General features: G+C 58.9%; 13 protein-coding genes. 5 read left to right on the forward strand and 8 right to left on the reverse strand.

Annotated features, from left to right (window positions below; translation table 11 throughout):
- Positions 1–30: 30 nt before the first annotated feature.
- The 3 genes from Q0802_RS09420 to Q0802_RS09430 are packed head-to-tail and all read right to left on the reverse strand — an operon-like array spanning position 31 to position 3,422.
- Positions 31–1,392, reverse strand: a complete 1,362-nt coding sequence (locus Q0802_RS09420; RefSeq protein ID WP_298917010.1) for a peptidoglycan-binding domain-containing protein — start codon at positions 1,390–1,392, stop codon at positions 31–33.
- A gap of 4 nt (positions 1,393–1,396) precedes the next feature.
- Positions 1,397–2,560: a serine protease gene (locus Q0802_RS09425; protein ID WP_298917013.1), complete on the reverse strand. Its 1,164-nt coding sequence runs from the start codon at positions 2,558–2,560 to the stop codon at positions 1,397–1,399.
- Between the two features lie 58 nt (positions 2,561–2,618).
- Positions 2,619–3,422, reverse strand: coding sequence for a M12 family metallopeptidase (locus Q0802_RS09430; protein WP_298917016.1), 804 nt, complete (start codon positions 3,420–3,422; stop codon positions 2,619–2,621).
- Positions 3,423–3,811: 389 nt separating this feature from the next.
- Between Q0802_RS09430 and hmgA the strand changes: the two genes are divergently transcribed.
- From hmgA to Q0802_RS09455, 5 genes are all read left to right on the forward strand, one after another.
- A complete protein-coding gene (gene hmgA / locus Q0802_RS09435) occupies positions 3,812–5,146 on the forward strand; it encodes a homogentisate 1,2-dioxygenase (RefSeq protein WP_298917823.1) in 1,335 nt (444 codons plus the stop codon).
- Entirely contained in the window at positions 5,143–5,784 is a 642-nt protein-coding gene (maiA, locus tag Q0802_RS09440; protein WP_298917022.1) for a maleylacetoacetate isomerase, read from the forward strand. The genes hmgA and maiA overlap by 4 nt, the downstream gene beginning before the upstream one ends.
- A gap of 95 nt (positions 5,785–5,879) precedes the next feature.
- Positions 5,880–6,830, forward strand: a complete 951-nt coding sequence (locus tag Q0802_RS09445; protein ID WP_298917024.1) for an MBL fold metallo-hydrolase — start codon at positions 5,880–5,882, stop codon at positions 6,828–6,830.
- Positions 6,831–6,874: 44 nt separating this feature from the next.
- Entirely contained in the window at positions 6,875–8,500 is a 1,626-nt protein-coding gene (locus Q0802_RS09450) for an FAD-dependent oxidoreductase (protein WP_298917027.1), read from the forward strand.
- A 2-nt stretch (positions 8,501–8,502) separates the two neighbouring features.
- Positions 8,503–8,691 carry a DUF2783 domain-containing protein gene (locus tag Q0802_RS09455; protein WP_298917030.1) on the forward strand — a complete coding sequence of 63 codons (189 nt, stop codon included), beginning with the start codon at positions 8,503–8,505 and terminating at the stop codon, positions 8,689–8,691.
- Between the two features lie 15 nt (positions 8,692–8,706).
- Here the strand turns inward: Q0802_RS09455 and guaD are convergent, their stop codons facing one another.
- The 5 genes from guaD to xdhA all read right to left on the reverse strand — a co-directional run bounded on the left by guaD (position 8,707) and on the right by xdhA (position 16,361).
- Complete coding sequence (gene guaD, locus Q0802_RS09460; RefSeq protein WP_298917032.1) at positions 8,707–9,996, reverse strand: guanine deaminase; 1,290 nt, start codon at positions 9,994–9,996, stop codon at positions 8,707–8,709.
- A gap of 58 nt (positions 9,997–10,054) precedes the next feature.
- A complete protein-coding gene (locus Q0802_RS09465; protein WP_298917034.1) occupies positions 10,055–11,656 on the reverse strand; it encodes a xanthine/uracil/vitamin C permease in 1,602 nt (533 codons plus the stop codon).
- A gap of 81 nt (positions 11,657–11,737) precedes the next feature.
- Positions 11,738–12,550: a xanthine dehydrogenase accessory protein XdhC gene (gene xdhC / locus Q0802_RS09470; RefSeq protein ID WP_298917036.1), complete on the reverse strand. Its 813-nt coding sequence runs from the start codon at positions 12,548–12,550 to the stop codon at positions 11,738–11,740.
- Positions 12,540–14,855 carry a xanthine dehydrogenase molybdopterin binding subunit gene (xdhB, locus tag Q0802_RS09475; protein ID WP_298917038.1) on the reverse strand — a complete coding sequence of 772 codons (2,316 nt, stop codon included), beginning with the start codon at positions 14,853–14,855 and terminating at the stop codon, positions 12,540–12,542. The genes xdhC and xdhB overlap by 11 nt, the downstream gene beginning before the upstream one ends.
- Positions 14,856–14,867: 12 nt before the next feature.
- Positions 14,868–16,361, reverse strand: coding sequence for a xanthine dehydrogenase small subunit (gene xdhA / locus Q0802_RS09480; RefSeq protein WP_298917041.1), 1,494 nt, complete (start codon positions 16,359–16,361; stop codon positions 14,868–14,870).
- Between the last annotated feature and the right edge of the window lie 25 nt (positions 16,362–16,386).

A 16,386-nucleotide genomic window follows, 5' to 3' on the forward strand; every position in this document is an offset into this window, starting at 1 on the left:
GTTTTTCTTCGAAAATCTTGTCCTGACGGGTTATTTGATCGCTTCCCTGAGTGTTTCGACGGTTTTGGCGATGTCACCTGTTGCGTCGAGCTTCACTCCGTATTTCTTTTCGGCAATCTGCACCGCGCGCAGGGTCTTGGCCCCAATGATCCCGTCAATTGAACCAACCGGTAATCCGGCTTCGGTGAGTGCGCGTTGCAGTGCGCGTACATCCGCATCCCCGATGATCCTTTTGGGGCCTCCGTCTTCCGCGGGCGTAGAGAAGCGCATGACGGTGCGGTTTTCTGCTGAAACCGCAATGGCGAAATCTCCCGCGGTAGAAACATCGATATCTACGGGGCGTGCGGGCAGCCGGATCGTGCCAACGCGTTCCAGCGATGACAGGAATTCGTTGCGTGCAAACTGGGCGACTTCGTTGCTTGTGCGGCTACCCAGAAAGATAACGGACTGGTCGCAGGATGAAGAGAGCAACCCCGCTGGCAGGCGCAAATCCGTGCCTGGCAAGGCAGGGCTCAGAGCGCGGGTCGGGGCAAGGTTGAACTCGACGATAGAGAGCGTATCGAGGCTTTGAAATGGCTCGTTGTAATCCACCAGTGTCAGCACATCGCGGTTCAGGTCAGCAATCAGAAAGCTGGTGGCACCATCGTTGCGGCAACCGCGGTTTCCCATCAGGGCTGACACCACGTAAGGATCGCCAAGACTACCACTGTCAGTCTGGACCCCGAACTCGCTCATAACGTAGGATTTGCCGGTCGACAGCGCCAACAGCCGCGAGTCCCAAGCGGCATTCAGAAACAGGGCACCCGAACGCGCATCGAACCAACTGCCCGCAACACCCCCCCATGCTTCACCGGCATAGATATCGCCGCGAATCTGAGGGTCTGACGGTTCGCGGATATCCAGAGCGCCCAGAAATCCGTCGGAGAAATCGGTGCGCAGGCCTGAAACGATCAGCAAGCCATCGGCCGTGGTGGAAAGCTTGGGATACCCCAGCCGGTTTTTCATGCTTTTCGTCGCAATGGGGGCAAGCTTGGCGTCCAGCACATTGAGCTGGCTAAGCTGCCCGTCGTGCCCGATCACGTATAGTGCATTGCCGCGCGGGTCGGCTGCAATATCGTCAACCTGCAACTCCTGGGGCGCGATAGAGAGGACATCCAAAGTCTTCGTATCGCGGATTTCGATGACATCCACGCCAGCTGCATTGGACCCCAGAATATACATCACATCGCCTTGCAGCGTGACTTTCTCGGGCTCATAGCTCAGCGCTTCACGGGTCTCGAGCACCAGCGTTTGCACCGGAGCGAATTCTTCGCCCGCCACGAGGGACTGTGGTGCCAGCATCGCAATGGTGACGGCGGCGGCAATCATGCGTGTGTAGTTTGCAAGGGTCATGTTCTTAATTCCATGCATAGGTTGGCACGACGGAAAGCCTTCGTGTCTCAAGCGTTTCGCCCCCCACAGTTGGAAGGATTGTTACTTCGATATTCCGGTAGGGCTCGTCGGGCGGAACGTCGGCAAAGACATCTTTTAGCGCGTCGAGCTTGCTTTGGACATCGGGGATCAGGAATTCGCCGATCCTTTCGCTTTCGTCAAGATTCCGACGTTCAAACAGGTTTTTCCCGTTGTCCGTCAGTTTCAGCGGTCGGGTGGCTTGGGTCTTGATTTCCCCGTCTTCCTTGAAGCGAATGTAGGGTTTGACCTGAATGGTGATGTCGCCGATTTGCGCCCCACCACCGATCAGTTTCTCGTAGCGAATCCGCAACGTACCGTCAGCCGCGGTAAAGGCTGTCCAGGTGAAGCGGCTGCTGAGCTGATGAATATTTTCCTCAATACCTTTCAGCCGCAGATGCAAAGGCGGATCTTCCGGTGTCAGCCCGTCGACCACCCCCATCAGCCATTCGACCTGTTCGTTCAGCCTGTCAATTTCAAGATGGCCGATCAGCGGCATTGCATAGTCGATTGGGACAATAAGTGTCAGCTCATCATCCTCCTTGGCGGTCGCTTTGACCACGCCCAAGACGCGACCGTCGCCATCATAAACCGGGCTGCCGCTCTGACCGCTGTTGGTTTTGACATTCACCGTCCAGGCGTAGGGAAAATCGTCGCTTTCCGATGCGTTGAATTCCACCTCTTTGCGCCGGTAGGTCTCGCCATGAAAGCCGGAGGTGAAAAGGGGTGTCGGATTTTCGCGGTTATATTGGCTGGGTCGGCCGATCTGCAGGGGTTTCGGGGCGGGTTTGTCAAAGGGCATGTTTGCCTTGAGCAGCAAAAGATCGACGCGTTTGAGCTCTGAGGCGATCAGGACAGGAATGTCGTCCGAACTGGCCCCGCCGATAGAGGCAGTGATGGTGACTTGCCGCGCTTCGGCGTCCTCCAGCGGATCAAGAAAGTGCCGCGTGGTCAGAATGAAGCCGTCTTTGCCGACAAAAAAACCGGTGCCCTGACTGATCACCCCGCCTTTGACGCCGCGCTTGGGATGGCCTTCCTTGCCAGCCGTCCCCGACGCCTTGAGATAAATCAGCCCGGGTTTCACGTCGTCGTGAGGGGTCGCCTGTGCCAACTGCGGTCCCGCCGCAAAACCAATAAGCAAAATAAATGAGAAAATAAACCTGAACACATTATCCCTTTCGGTAAATGACTTGTACCGCGGCAATGTCGAGCGGGCTCAACTTACCGTCGTTTCCGTAGATGGCATTGCAATAGTTCATCACTGAATGCGGGTCGTAGACCGTGAGCGAGGTATTGTCGCCGATGGTTCCCTGGGCCTTGTCGCAGGCTTCCGGCGTATCGGGTCTGTTTTGTTCATGGGCAAATCCGATGGCGTGGCCAAATTCGTGCACGGCAATGATCCGCGTGCAGTATTCCAGCATGTCCTGACACCCGGGGGACCAGAAATCATAGGTGAAATTCAGAACCATGCCTTCGGGCATCCCGTCGATGAATTTACCCAGCTGTTTGACGTGCGGCGCGGTGTCCTTGATGGCGATATGGATGCCGCCTGCGTCTTCAACACATTCCGACCAGCCGAAAAACTCAAGGTCCGATGCCGCTTGCCAGGTATCGGTGACGGCCTTTTGCACAAGGGCGCGCTGATCTTCGAACGCAGGGTCCATATCCTCCCAGCAGACAAAGATCTCGGGGAAATCCCAGATCGCGGCCTCCAGTGGAAACGCGCGGTCATTGATATAGGCCTCCTGTTCGTCCGTGAGCCGGTCGATGAAGGAGCCCTGTTGCGGTGTCTCGGTCTCTTCGACCTCGGTAAGGCCACCTTCGGGGGGACGAATCTCAATGAAGCTGCCGACGGGGGAGACGTCGGCGGTCGCATCGCCCTCTTCTGTACCAGCATCCTGCGCCCGTACCACATTGGACGCAGACAACGTGATCCAGAAAACCCCGATCACAATATGAGTAAATAGTTTCACCATCACACCCCCGCAGAGGCAGGCAAATCGCCTCAGGCCTTCGGTTTAAAAAAATAAATCTATGAGCAATCAATATCACCATCACCTTCAACCACAAAGAGAATTTTCCACAAATAGGCAAGATCTTGAGCTTGGAGCCTGTGAAATCGCCGTAGGTGCTATCCCGGCCAATGTCAGGGTTTCATGTCTGCACTTCTTGTTGCTCTGCTGGCAGCCGTTTTTGCCGGGGCTGATCAGCGTGCGCGAGGCGTGTCGACACTCGGTTAGGCGAGGAGTTTTCTATGGTCGGGTTCAGATAAACAGCTTGTTAGTTACAAAAGTAACCAATACATCCATTCCTGCCGCAATCGATGGAGGGCTCAATGAACGATCAGACGCAACCACGTGACATGGTGCAAGCGCCGTCGTTGCCCGGCCCACACGCTGGATACATGCCCGGGTTTGGCAATGACTTTGAAACTGAAGCCTTGCCCGGCGCATTGCCGCAGGGGATGAACAGTCCGCAAAAAGTGGACTACGGTCTTTATGGCGAACAGCTCTCCGGAACCGCTTTCACCGCACCCAGCCATCAGAATGAACGCACCTGGTGTTACCGCATCAGACCGTCGGTCAAACACTCGCACCGCTATGAAAAGATAGATGTGCCTTACTGGAAGTCCGCGCCCCATGTCGATCCTGATGTGGTCAGCCTTGGCCAGTATCGCTGGGATCCCGTCGCCCATGACGAACAGCCGCTTACCTGGTTGACGGGCATGCGTACAATGACGACCGCGGGGGATGTGAACACGCAGGTTGGCATGGCGAGCCACATCTATCTGGTGACCCAATCTATGCAGGATCAGTATTTCTATTCGGCCGACAGTGAATTGCTTGTCGTGCCGCAAGAGGGGCGTCTGCGGTTCTGCACCGAACTGGGGATCATCGATCTGGAGCCAAAGGAGATTGCGGTTCTGCCGCGAGGTCTGCTTTACCGCGTAGAGGTGCTGGAAGGCCCGGCGCGGGGCTTTGTCTGCGAAAACTACGGCCAGAAGTTCGATCTGCCGGGGCGAGGGCCGATCGGGGCCAACTGCATGGCCAACAGGCGCGATTTCAAGACGCCGGTAGCGGCTTTTGAGGATCGCGAAGAGCCCTCATCCGTTGTGATCAAATGGGCGGGCCAGTTCCATGAGACCAAAATCGGCCATTCGCCCCTGGACGTGGTGGCATGGCATGGCAACTATGCGCCGGTGAAATACGATCTGCGGACCTATTGCCCGGTGGGCGCGATCCTCTTTGATCACCCTGATCCGTCGATCTTCACGGTGCTGACCGCGCCAAGCGGGGTCGAAGGCACGGCCAACATTGATTTTGTCTTGTTCCGCGAGCGCTGGATGGTGGCCGAGGACACGTTCCGCCCGCCGTGGTATCACAAGAACATCATGTCTGAACTGATGGGCAATATTTACGGTCAGTATGATGCCAAACCGCAGGGTTTCGTGCCTGGCGGTATGAGCCTTCATAATATGATGCTGCCGCATGGGCCGGATAAAAACGCCTTCGAAGGGGCCAGCAACGCGGATTTGCAGGCGGAAAAGCTCGACAATACGATGTCGTTCATGTTCGAGACCCGCTTTCCGCAGCATCTGACGCGATTTGCCGCTCGGGAGGCCCCTTTGCAGGATGATTATATCGACTGCTGGGACAGCCTTGAGAAGAAATTCGACGGCACGCCGGGGAAGAAATGAAGCTCTATTCCTACTGGCGGTCCACAACATCCTACCGCGTGCGCGCGGCGCTGAACCTCAAGGGAGTGACCTATGAGACGGTGCCGGTTGATCTGGTGGCGGGCGCGCAACGGGACGCCGCCTACCGTGCGCTCAATCCCGGTGCCGGCGTGCCCACGCTGGTGTTGGAAGATGGCACAGCCCTGACGCAGTCCATGGCTATTCTGGATTTCATAGAGGCGACCTGGCCTGAGCCGCGACTGATCCCCCAGGATGCGCTGGAAAGAGCGCGGGTTCTGGCGGTGGCTCATACGGTGGCCCTCGACATTCACCCGGTCAACAACCTGCGTGTCATCGGGCAACTGAAGTCCCGCTTTGGGGCAAGTGCCGACCAATCGCAGGCATGGATGTGCCACTGGATGGCAGAAGGGTTCGCCGCGCTGGAGGCTCAACTGACCGATGATCATCCTTTTGCCTTTGGTACGACGCCCGATCTGGCGGATCTTTGCATCACAGCACAGGTTTACAATGCACGGCGGTGGGGGCTTGATCTGGCACCTTACCCGAAAACCGAACGCATAGAGACCCATGCGCTGAGTATTCCCGCAATCGCTGCTGCCCACCCGGACCGGCAGCCGGATGCGGATACCCCGGTGTAACGACAAATGTGCAGCTGCAAAAATCCACACTCTGCGGTGCCATCCGTGCCGCCCCTGAAACACCGGCTCAGAAACGGGCCAAAGGAGACAACCAGATGAGCAAAGCATTCGCATCCGCAGGCGATCTGACGGAGAAGGCCATTTCTTTCACCGAGGTTGGCGATGGCTTGTGGGCCTTTACCGCCGAAGGCGACCCGAACTCCGGCGTGATCATCGGCGATGACAGCGTGATGATCGTGGAGGCGCAGGCAACACCGCGGCTGGCGAACAAGGTCATTGAGAAGGTGCGAGAAGTCACCGACAAACCGATCAGCCATCTGGTGTTGACCCACTATCATGCGGTGCGCGTGCTGGGCGCATCTGCCTATGGCGCGGATCAGATCATCATGTCCGACAAGGCGCGCGCCATGGTGGTCGAGCGCGGTCAGGAAGACTGGGATAGCGAATTCCAGCGTTTCCCGCGTCTGTTCGAGGGGCATGAAGGTATCCCCGGTCTCACCTATCCGACCACAAGTTTTTCAGACAGCATGACCGTCTATCTGGGCAAGCGTCGGGTCGACATCAAACATCTCGGGCGGGCGCATACGGCGGGGGACGCGGTCATTCACGTGCCCGACCAGAACGTGATGTTTACCGGTGACATCGTGGAATACCACTCTGCCTGTTATTGCGGTGACGGACATTTCGGCGACTGGGGTGACACGCTTGATGCGATCAAGGCCTATGATGTGGACGCCATCGCGCCCGGTCGTGGCGATGCGCTGGTGGGCAAGGACATGGTGAGCGCGGCGATCGAGAACACACGTGATTTCGTGACCAGCACCTACCGCCCGGCGGCCCGGATAGCCGCGTCAGGTGGCACGCTGAAAGAGGCCTGGGACGCGGTGCGCGAAGCCTGTGATCCGAAATTCAAGGATTACGCAATTTACGAGCACTGCCTGCCTTTCAATGTGGCCCGTGCCTATGACGAAGCGCGCGGCATCGACACGCCGCGCATCTGGACGGACAAGCGTGATCTGGAGATGTGGGCAGCCCTTCAGGGGTGATTTGCCTTGCTTAAAGGCCACATAGGGTTCTGGGGAGGACACCGATGGTAGACGTCAGATATGATCTTGCGTTCAAGCTTTACCCGTACGCGCGGGTGGCGGCGCAGGACATGCCGATGCAGCGCCTGCCAGTGGTCGTAGTGGGCGGTGGTCCGATCGGTATGGCCACAGCGCTTGATCTGGGGCGCAAGGGCACGCCGGTTCTGGTGCTGGACGATCATGAAGGGGTCGGGCAGGGCAGCCGCGCGATTTGTTTTTCCAAGCGGACGCTGGAGATTGCCGACCGTCTGGGCGCAGGTCAGGCCATGCTCGACAAAGGCGTGGTCTGGAACGTTGGCAAAGTTTTTCATGGGCCAGACCGGGTTTTTGAATTCAACCTGCAACCGGAGGCGGGTCACAAGATGCCAGCCTTCATCAACCTGCAACAACCCCATTTCGAAAAATTCCTGGTGGATGAAATCCGGGTCGCGCAAGCGCAGGGCGCGCCCATCGAAATCCGGGGGCAGAACGCTGTTACAGGCGTTGCACCGCAGGATGACTGCGTTGTTCTGGATGTGAGTACCCCCGAGGGTCCCTATCAGATCGCGGCGGATTGGGTGGTGGCCTGTGATGGCGCGCGCTCGCCGCTGCGCAACATGCTGGGTCTCAGTTTTGACGGGCGGGTGTTCGAAGACAATTTCCTGATTGCAGACGTAAAGATGACGGCGGCGTTTCCTACCGAGCGTTGGTTCTGGTTTGAACCTCCTTTCAAGGGCAGCGGTCAGTCGGCACTGCTGCACAAGCAACCTGACGACATCTGGCGCATTGATTTTCAACTGGGCTGGAACATCGACCGACAAGTTGAACTCGATCCTACCAGGATCGGGGAGCGTGTGGATGCGATGCTTGGGGAAGGTGCCGAATATGAGCTGGCATGGACCTCCATTTACACCTTCCAATGCCGCCGGATGAAGGAGTTCCGCCACGGGCGCGTGATCTTTGCCGGCGATAGCGCGCATCAGGTCTCTCCCTTCGGCGCGCGGGGGGCGAATTCGGGCATTCAGGATGCGGATAATCTGGCGTGGAAGCTGGATTTCATTGTCAAAGGTCTTGCACCGGAAAGCCTGCTGGACAGTTATTCGGCAGAGCGCGCGCATGGGGCGGATGAGAATATCCTGAACTCCACCCGCGCGACGGATTTCCTGACGCCCAAATCCGATATGAGCAAAATATTCCGCAATGCCGTGCTCGATCTGGCGCGACAGCATGAATTTGCCCGGCCCATGGTGAATTCCGGTCGCCTGTCCGTGCCGTGCGTCTATGATGGTATGCCTCTCAATGGTCCGGATGAGTTGGACGGGCCGGATATCACCCGCGTTGGGGCGCCCTGCATCGACGCGCCGCTGGATCGGGGCTATCTCCTGGACAGGCTGCCGGGGCAATTTACGGTGCTGGCCTTCAATTGTGCGGTCCCGGAAATTGACGCGGTGGAGGGCGTGCCGTTGACTCATGTGGCGCTCAGAATGACCGAACATGATCCAACCGGGGCACTGGCGCAGCGCTATCTTGGCACCCAACCACGCGCCCTTTACCTGATCCGGCCTGACCAGCATGTGGCGGCGCGCTGGCCGGACACGGATATTGATGCGCTGGCCGCTGCCGTGAAAACAGCGATCGGCAAGGGAGCCTGATCATGACCCTCAACCTGACCCCCAATATCCCTGACCCTGACGGGTTTTATGACGCGCTTCTGGCCGCACATGAAGGGCTTGAAAAGGAACAGAGCGATGCTTTTAACGCGCGGCTGATCCTGGTCTTGTGTAACCACATCGGCGACCGCGATGTGCTGCGTCAGGCGCTGGAGGCGGCCAAGGCCCCATAAGTCCCGTCTCGCCGGTTATTTCTGAGGCACACCCGCAACATAGGTCTGCGCGATGGACCGGTCATCGCCCATGATCTGAAGCACAAACAATTCCTCCTCCAGTGTCTCTGCGCGCTCCATCCGCAACGACATGGCAGGCGTGGCAAAAGCGTCAAGCACAACGATATCCGCTTCACTTCCCGCTTTCAGCGTGCCGATTTTATCCGCAAGTCCCAAAACATCTGCATTGCCCCTTGTGATCCAGTCAAAGGCGCGCAGGGCGTGCAGTTTCTGATCCTGAAGCTGCAGGATCTTGTAGCCCTCATTGAGGGTTTGCAGCATGGAATAGCTGGTGCCTGCGCCAATGTCTGTGGCAATCGCGTTGCGCACACCGGCCGCGCGCAGGCGGGCGTCATCGAATAGCCCCGAGCCCAGAAAGAGATTGGACGTGGGGCAAAATACCGGATGCGCTTCGGTCTCAGCCAGTGTTGCCACTTCGCGTTCTGACAGATGTATGGCATGACCCAGAAGCATCTTGTCGCTCAGCAAGCCATAGGTTTCGTAGATGTGCAGATAGTCCTTGGCATCGGGATAAAGGGATGTCGCAAAAGCGATTTCATCCAGGTTTTCGGAGACATGTGTCTGCACGTGGCATCCGGGGTTTTCGGCGACCAAAGCGCCCGCCATCTCCATCTGAGCGGGTGTCGAGGTGATCGCGAAGCGGGGCGAGATGGCATATCCCGCACGCCCTTTTCCGTGCCATTTGTCGATCAGCGCCTTGCTGTCGTGATAGCTGGTTTCCGCCGTGTCACAAAGCGCATCCGGCGCGTTGCGATCCATCATCACCTTGCCCCCGATCATGCGCATGTTGCGCTGGGCGGCCTCGGTGAAATAGGCGTCCACGGATTGGGTGTGAACAGAGCAATAGGCCACAGCCGTCGTGGTGCCGTGTTGCGTCAGAACGTCAAAGAACCGCGTCGCGATGGCACCGGCATGCGCCGCGTCCTGAAAGCGGATTTCTTCGGGAAAAACATAGCCGTTCAGCCAGTCCAGAAGCTGGCTGCCCCAGGAGGCGACAACCTGCGCCTGCGGGAAGTGCAGATGCGTGTCAATGAACCCGGCCATCAGCAGATTGGGGCGGTGATCGGCAAGATCGGCGCTCCGGGCCTGTGGCGCGATCTCGTCGAATGAGCCTGAGGCCACGATCAGCCCGTCGCGCACCACCAAGGCACCATCCTCGATGTAAGTATAGGCGTCTGTGTCACTAGCGTCTTCCGGCGCGTGGTGAAAGGTCAGGAGGCGTCCGCGTAGCAGGGTATCGTTCATGTTTTCTGGGCCTTGAAGATAATGTGTGCGGGGCGGCAGAAAACCGCCCCGCCTGTGCTCAGGCGCGCTCGCCCGGCAGGTCAGTGTTCAGAAAATCCGGCTCATCCGGCACGATCACGCGGTGTTCGAGATCTTCCTTGGGGGCAATTGCGGGATAGATCAGCAGGAAGGCCCCGACGATCAGATAGCCGATGGTGATGCCGTCGAGCTGTGGCATTTGCAGGCTGGCGGCATGGATGATCCCGATGGATGACATGACCGCGGCTGCAATGGCGAAACCCCCGGCGTTCTTGAACTTGCCGTCGATGATTGATGCCACGATCGCGCCCCAGATCAGGCCGGTGATGATCGCGCCTTGCGACAAGGCCAGATGCCCTTCGTAATGTGCGCCTTCCATCAGCAGGGCTGCGGTCAGATCGGCATCCCCGAGGTTGGGCAAGCCTTCAACACCATTACTGCGCAGCGCATTCATCAAGGACCCCCATTTGGTCACGAGAAAGCTGGAGATATGCGGCAGGATCGCGAAGGAGACAGCCGCCATATGCTCGGTCTTGACCGAAAAAGCCGTGTTGGTGATCAGGCTGACCGAGACAAAGACCAGAACCGGTGCGGCGGCAGCAATCGGGATCAGCCCGTTGAGAAAAGCGAGGAACCCGAAGAAAGCGGAAAAGGCGATCACCGCGCCAACGCCGATGACGTAGCCTGCATGGGCGTCCATCCGTTTATAGGCGGGGTGTCCGATATAGACGGTTGTGGGGAAGGGTGAGCCGAAGATGGCACCGATCATTGTGCCCATACCATCGGTCACCTGACAGGCGGCAACGGGGTAGTGATCGCCTGCGGCCTCGGCGCTTTCCACGTTATTCATTGTCTCAATAAAGTTGTAGATTTGTACCGGCACCAGCACGAGGAAAAGCTCCGGATTGGCAAAGAGGTATTGCACGCCCGCGATCAGATCGCCGAAATAGGGCAGCGGCGGATAGAACCCCACACCCTCAAAGCTGAAGCGTGACTGGCCGAGCAGAATGGCGATGAGCGTGCCGACCCCGATGGCGATCAGACCTGCGGGAATGCCCATGGGCAGGCGAAACCGGCCAATCAGCCCCCAGAGGATGAAAACAAGCGAGGCAAAGCCGATGATCGGGTTTTCAAAGACTTGGGTCAGCGGCACCGAACCGATGAAGACAATGGCAATGCCGCAAAGCGTGCCGAGCATGCCCGCGCGCGGTGTGATGCGTTTGAGAAATGGCCCGACAATCGCCCCGAAGGCCGCCACAATGCCGCCCATGAAACCGGCACCTATGCCCACCTGCCAGGCCAGAACCGCGTCCTGCGTGCTCCAGTAGATCGGTCCAATCACACCAAAGAGATAGACAAACATCACCGGTGTGGAGATGCCATAGGGCAGGGCGGTGACATCCTTGCCGGTCTTGTTGGCCACGCGTTTGGCCATCAGCACATAGACCAGAACGCCTGCGAGAATGGCTACGGCGGCGCCCGGAACAATGCGGCCGTAAACGATGTCGGCGGGCATCTGGAAGACGAATTGACAGACCGCTGACAGCACCATGAGGTTTACAAGGTTGTCGGTAAAAAGCGCCCAGAAAGCGCTGTAATCGCTGCGCGCGAAAAGTTTGTAACTGTAGCTGGCCTGTGCCATTTGAGTGTCCTCCCTAAGACAAGTCTTTTGAGCGCACTGCCGGTACGGCGTGCGGGCGTTTGTGACTTTCGGTAACCGCGCTCAGGCGGAGATTTTGGTATTCAGTTGCGGCTCGGTGAGCCTGGCCATGACCTCGGCCACCACAAAAGAAGCGATCACATGGGGTCGCTTGTCGGTACTATGGCCCGCCCCGATGGGGCAGATCAGCGCGTTGGTTGATACCTCCGGTGTGCTGGTTCGGCAGTAGGTTTCGAATTTTGCGCGTTTGGTCGCGGACCCGATCAGACCGACATAGGCGGCATCCGGTCTTGCCAGAGCCTCGGATGTCAGCAGGAAATCAAGGGCGTGATCATGGGTCAGCACGATGAAGGCGCTGCCAGCGGCGGCCTGTCTGATCTCAGCCTCCGGCAGGGCGGTGCATCGTTTGTCCACGGCGGCATCGGACAGCGCCAACTCCTCGGCGCGGGTGTCGACAAGGCAGCAACGAACGGGCAAATGCTGGAAAAGCTGCGCCAAAGCCCGCCCCACATGACCGGCCCCCAGAATGTAGACGTGGCGATAGGCGCTGTGATCGGCTGTTTCTCTGGCACAGGCCGCGACGGTTTCCGCTGCGCTCAACTGCGAAAGGTGCAGCACCACGCGGCCCCCGCAGCATTGCCCGATTTCCGGCCCCAGCGGCACATTCATCTGCGTGCTGGCACGTCCTTGCCGCAGCATGGCGCGCGCCTGGTCGATGGCCATATATTCCAACTGCCCGCCGCCAATGGTGCCATAGGTTGCGGTCAGTGCCACGAACATCTCCGCCCCGGCTTCGCGAGGTGCCGAGCCGCGCACGTCGGTCTGGCGCACATGGATGACCTTACCATGTCTGTCAAAGAACGCTTCAAGAGACATCCGCGCGCGCCTTTCTGAGCCGTTCAACCGCCATCAGAACGCACTCCGGTGTGGCAGGCGCATCCAGACGCGGGCAGGTCTTGTAATCATCCACGCTGGCCACCGCCATGGACAGGGCCTCGAATACGGAAATGCCCAGCATGAAGGGTGGCTCACCCACGGCCTTGGAACGTTTGATCGTATTCTCGCGGTTTTCCGACCAATCCGGCAGCGTGACGTTGAAAATGCGCGGACGGTCCGACGCCAGCGGGATTTTATAGGTCGACGGCGCGTGCGTGCGCAACTGACCCTCATTGTCCCACCACAGCTCTTCGGTGGTCAGCCAGCCCATGCCCTGAATGAACGCCCCTTCGATTTGACCAATGTCCAGTTGCGCGTTCAGCGACCGGCCCACATCATGCAGAATATCCGTGCGCTCGACGATGTATTCACCGGTCAGCGTGTCGATCGTGACCTCGGAACAGGCTGCACCGTAAGCATAGTAATAAAACGGACGCCCCTTGCCGGAGGCGCGGTCCCAGTGGATCTTGGGCGTCTTGTAGAACCCCGCCGCAGATAGCTGAATGCGCGCCATATAGGCCTGTTTGATGAAATCGGAAAACGGCACCGATTCCGCGCCGATATGCACGTGATTGTTGGCAAAGCGGATGGTGTCGGGCTTGGCCTGCCATTTTTCGGCGGCAAACTCGACCAGCCGGGCCTTGATCTGTTCACAGCCGTCAAGGGCGGCCATGCCGTTCAGGTCAGAGCCTGAAGAGGCCGCAGTGGCGGATGTGTTGGGGACTTTCTCGGTTGTCGTTTTGGTGATTTTCACGCGAGCGAAATCAACGCCGAAAGCTTCCGCCGCGATCTGGGCGACCTTGGTGTTCAACCCCTGGCCCATTTCGGTCCCGCCGTGGTTCAGCGCAATCGACCCGTCATTGTAGATGTGCACCAGTGATCCGGCCTGATTATACCATGTCGCGGTAAAGGAAATCCCGAATTTGACCGGTGTCAGCGCGATGCCCTTGCGGGTGATGCCGCCCTTCGCGTTATGCGCAAGAATGGCCTTGCGCCGAGTTTGATACGCCGCACTGGCTTCCAGTTCATCCACGATGCGTGGCATGATGTTGTCTTCGACGGTCTGATGATAGGGCGTGACATTGCGGTCCTCGGTGCCGTAGAAATTGGCGCGCCGCACCTCCAGCGTGTCCTTGCCCAGAGCGTAGGCGATTTCTTCCATGATCCGTTCCGCCGCGATCACCCCCTGCGGGCCGCCAAACCCGCGAAAGGCGGTGTTGGAGACAGTGTTGGTCTTCATCGGATGCGAGCGCAGTCGAACATTGGGGTAGAAATAGGCGTTATCAGCGTGAAAGAGCGCGCGGTCCGTCACCGGCCCGGACAGATCGGAAGAAAACCCGCAGCGCGCCGCGAAATCACCAGCAACCGCGTGGACTTTCCCGTCAGCGTCAAAGCCCACATCATAATCAATCACGAAATCATGGCGCTTGCCGGTTGCGGACATGTCATCATCCCGGTCGGGGCGGATTTTCACGGCACGGTGCCATTTCTTGGCGGCCATGGCGGCGACAGCGCAAAAGAGGTTCATCTGCGTTTCCTTGCCGCCAAAGCCACCGCCCATACGCCGCACGTTGACGGTGACGGCGTTGGAATTCACGCCCAGAACCTTGGCCACCATATGTTGCGCTTCTGACGGGTGCTGGGTGGAAGAATGCACGATCACGTCCTCATCTTCGCCGGGTATGGCAAAGGCGATGTGACCTTCCAGATACATGTGATCCTGCCCGCCGACCCGCATCTGGCCCGACAGGCGATGCGGTGCCGCCTCCAATGCAGGCGCCACATCGCCGCGCTCCAGCTTCAGGGGCGGGGTGACATAGGGGTATTGCGCCGCGCGTGCCTCTGCGGCGTCGAGCACATGGGGCAGGTCTTCATAGGTGATGTCGGCCAGCTTGGCGGCCCGGCGTGCGGCATCGCGCGTCTCGGCCACAACGGCGAACATGGGTTGGCCCCAGAATTGCACGAGGGGCCCGGCAAAGATCGGCTCGTCCTTGAGGCCGGTCGGGCTGACGTCATTCTCGCCGGGGATATCCTCTTCGGTCAGAACGCCGACCACACCGGGGGCAGCGCGGACGGCCGCGAGGTCCATCGCCACCACCCGCGCATGCGCGCGCGTGGACAGCCCCAGACAGGCATGCAAAGTGCCAATTGGTTCGGGAATATCATCGGCATATTCCGCCTGGCCCGTCACATGTTTGATCGCTGAATCGTGCCGTGGGTCCAGTGTCATCGAATTGTCTTTCATCGCCATGCCCCCTCAGGCCCGAACCAGCTGAACATCGGATGTCGCACCGGAATGTTCGGCATAAAACCGGCGGAAAAGGTTTTTGGAGACCTGCATCCGGTAATCTGCGGAGGCCCGCCAGTCGGTCAACGGGCTGAAATCCTGCGCCAGTGCCTCGGCAGCGGTGGTCAGGCTTGCCTCCGCCCATGTTTGACCGACGAGCGCCTGTTCTGCGCTGGCGGCCCGTTTCGGTGTCGCCGCCATGCCGCCAAAGGCAATGCGCGCCGATTGGATCGTGCCGTTCTGCACGGTCACGTTGAAAGCGGCACAGACCGACGAGATATCTTCATCACGCCGCTTGGAAATCTTATACGCGCTGTGCCGTGCATCCGGGCCGGGTCGGGGCACGCGGATCGTTTCGAGAAATTCACCTGGCACCAGATCCTGTTTGCCATAGTCGATGAAGAACGCTTCGATGGGCAGGGTGCGGCGTGCATCGCCCCGCCGCAGCGTGATCTCCGCGCCAAGGGCAATCAGCACCGGGGGGGTGTCACCGATGGGCGAGCCATTGGCGATATTGCCGCCGATGGTGCCCATGTTCCTGATCTGCCAGCCAGCAATCCGGTCCCAGAACGCGCTCAGATGTGGGTAGTCATCACATAAAATGGCCTCGGCATCGGAATAGCTGACACCCGCACCGATGTGAATATGATCATCGCGCCGCTCGATTTTCCTGAGTTCTTCCAGATGGTTGAGGAAAACAACCGGGGAGATGTCCTTGAGAAACTTGGTCACCCAAAGCCCGACATCGGTGGCACCGGCCACCATGGTGGCATCGGGCGTTTCCAAAAGAACCTGCGCCAGATCATCCGTGTTGGCAGGCAGGATCGCGCGGCTGTTGTCTTTGCGCAGATCAACCCGCTTGCCATCCTGCAAAGCGCTCAGACGTGTGGTGATGTCGTCTCGTTCCATCGTGAGCGCATCCTCGGCGGGAGAGCCATGTTCTGTGATCGCCTTTGCGGCGCGAATGATCGGGGCGTAGCCGGTGCAGCGGCACAGATTGCCCTGCAAGGCGGTTTCAATCTCATCCTCGGAGGGATCGGGGTTTTGCATCCAGAGCGCATAGAGCGACATGACAAACCCCGGCGTGCAAAATCCGCATTGGCTGCCATGATGTTCGACCATCGCCTGCTGCACTGGGTGCAGCTTGCCATGCGGACCGGACAGATATTCGAGCGAAACGACGTGGCAACCGTCCAGTGAGGCCATCAGGCGGATGCAGGCATTCACCGCTTCGTAGCGCAACCTGCCGTCCTGCAAGCGTCCGACCAGCACGGTGCAGGCCCCGCAATCACCCTCGGCACAACCTTCCTTGGTGCCGGTCAGGCGACGTTCCAGTCGCAGATAGTCCAGCAAGGTATCGGAGGCCCCCACGTCGTCCAGGCTGATGTCACGCCCGTTCAGCAAAAAGCGGATGTTGGGTCTGGAGTGCATGGGTTGAATGTCCCCGATCTGTGGTTCCGTCATGTGGTTGTTCTCATCATGACCTATT

Source organism: uncultured Roseobacter sp. (assembly GCF_947495275.1).
Lineage (GTDB): Bacteria > Pseudomonadota > Alphaproteobacteria > Rhodobacterales > Rhodobacteraceae > Roseobacter.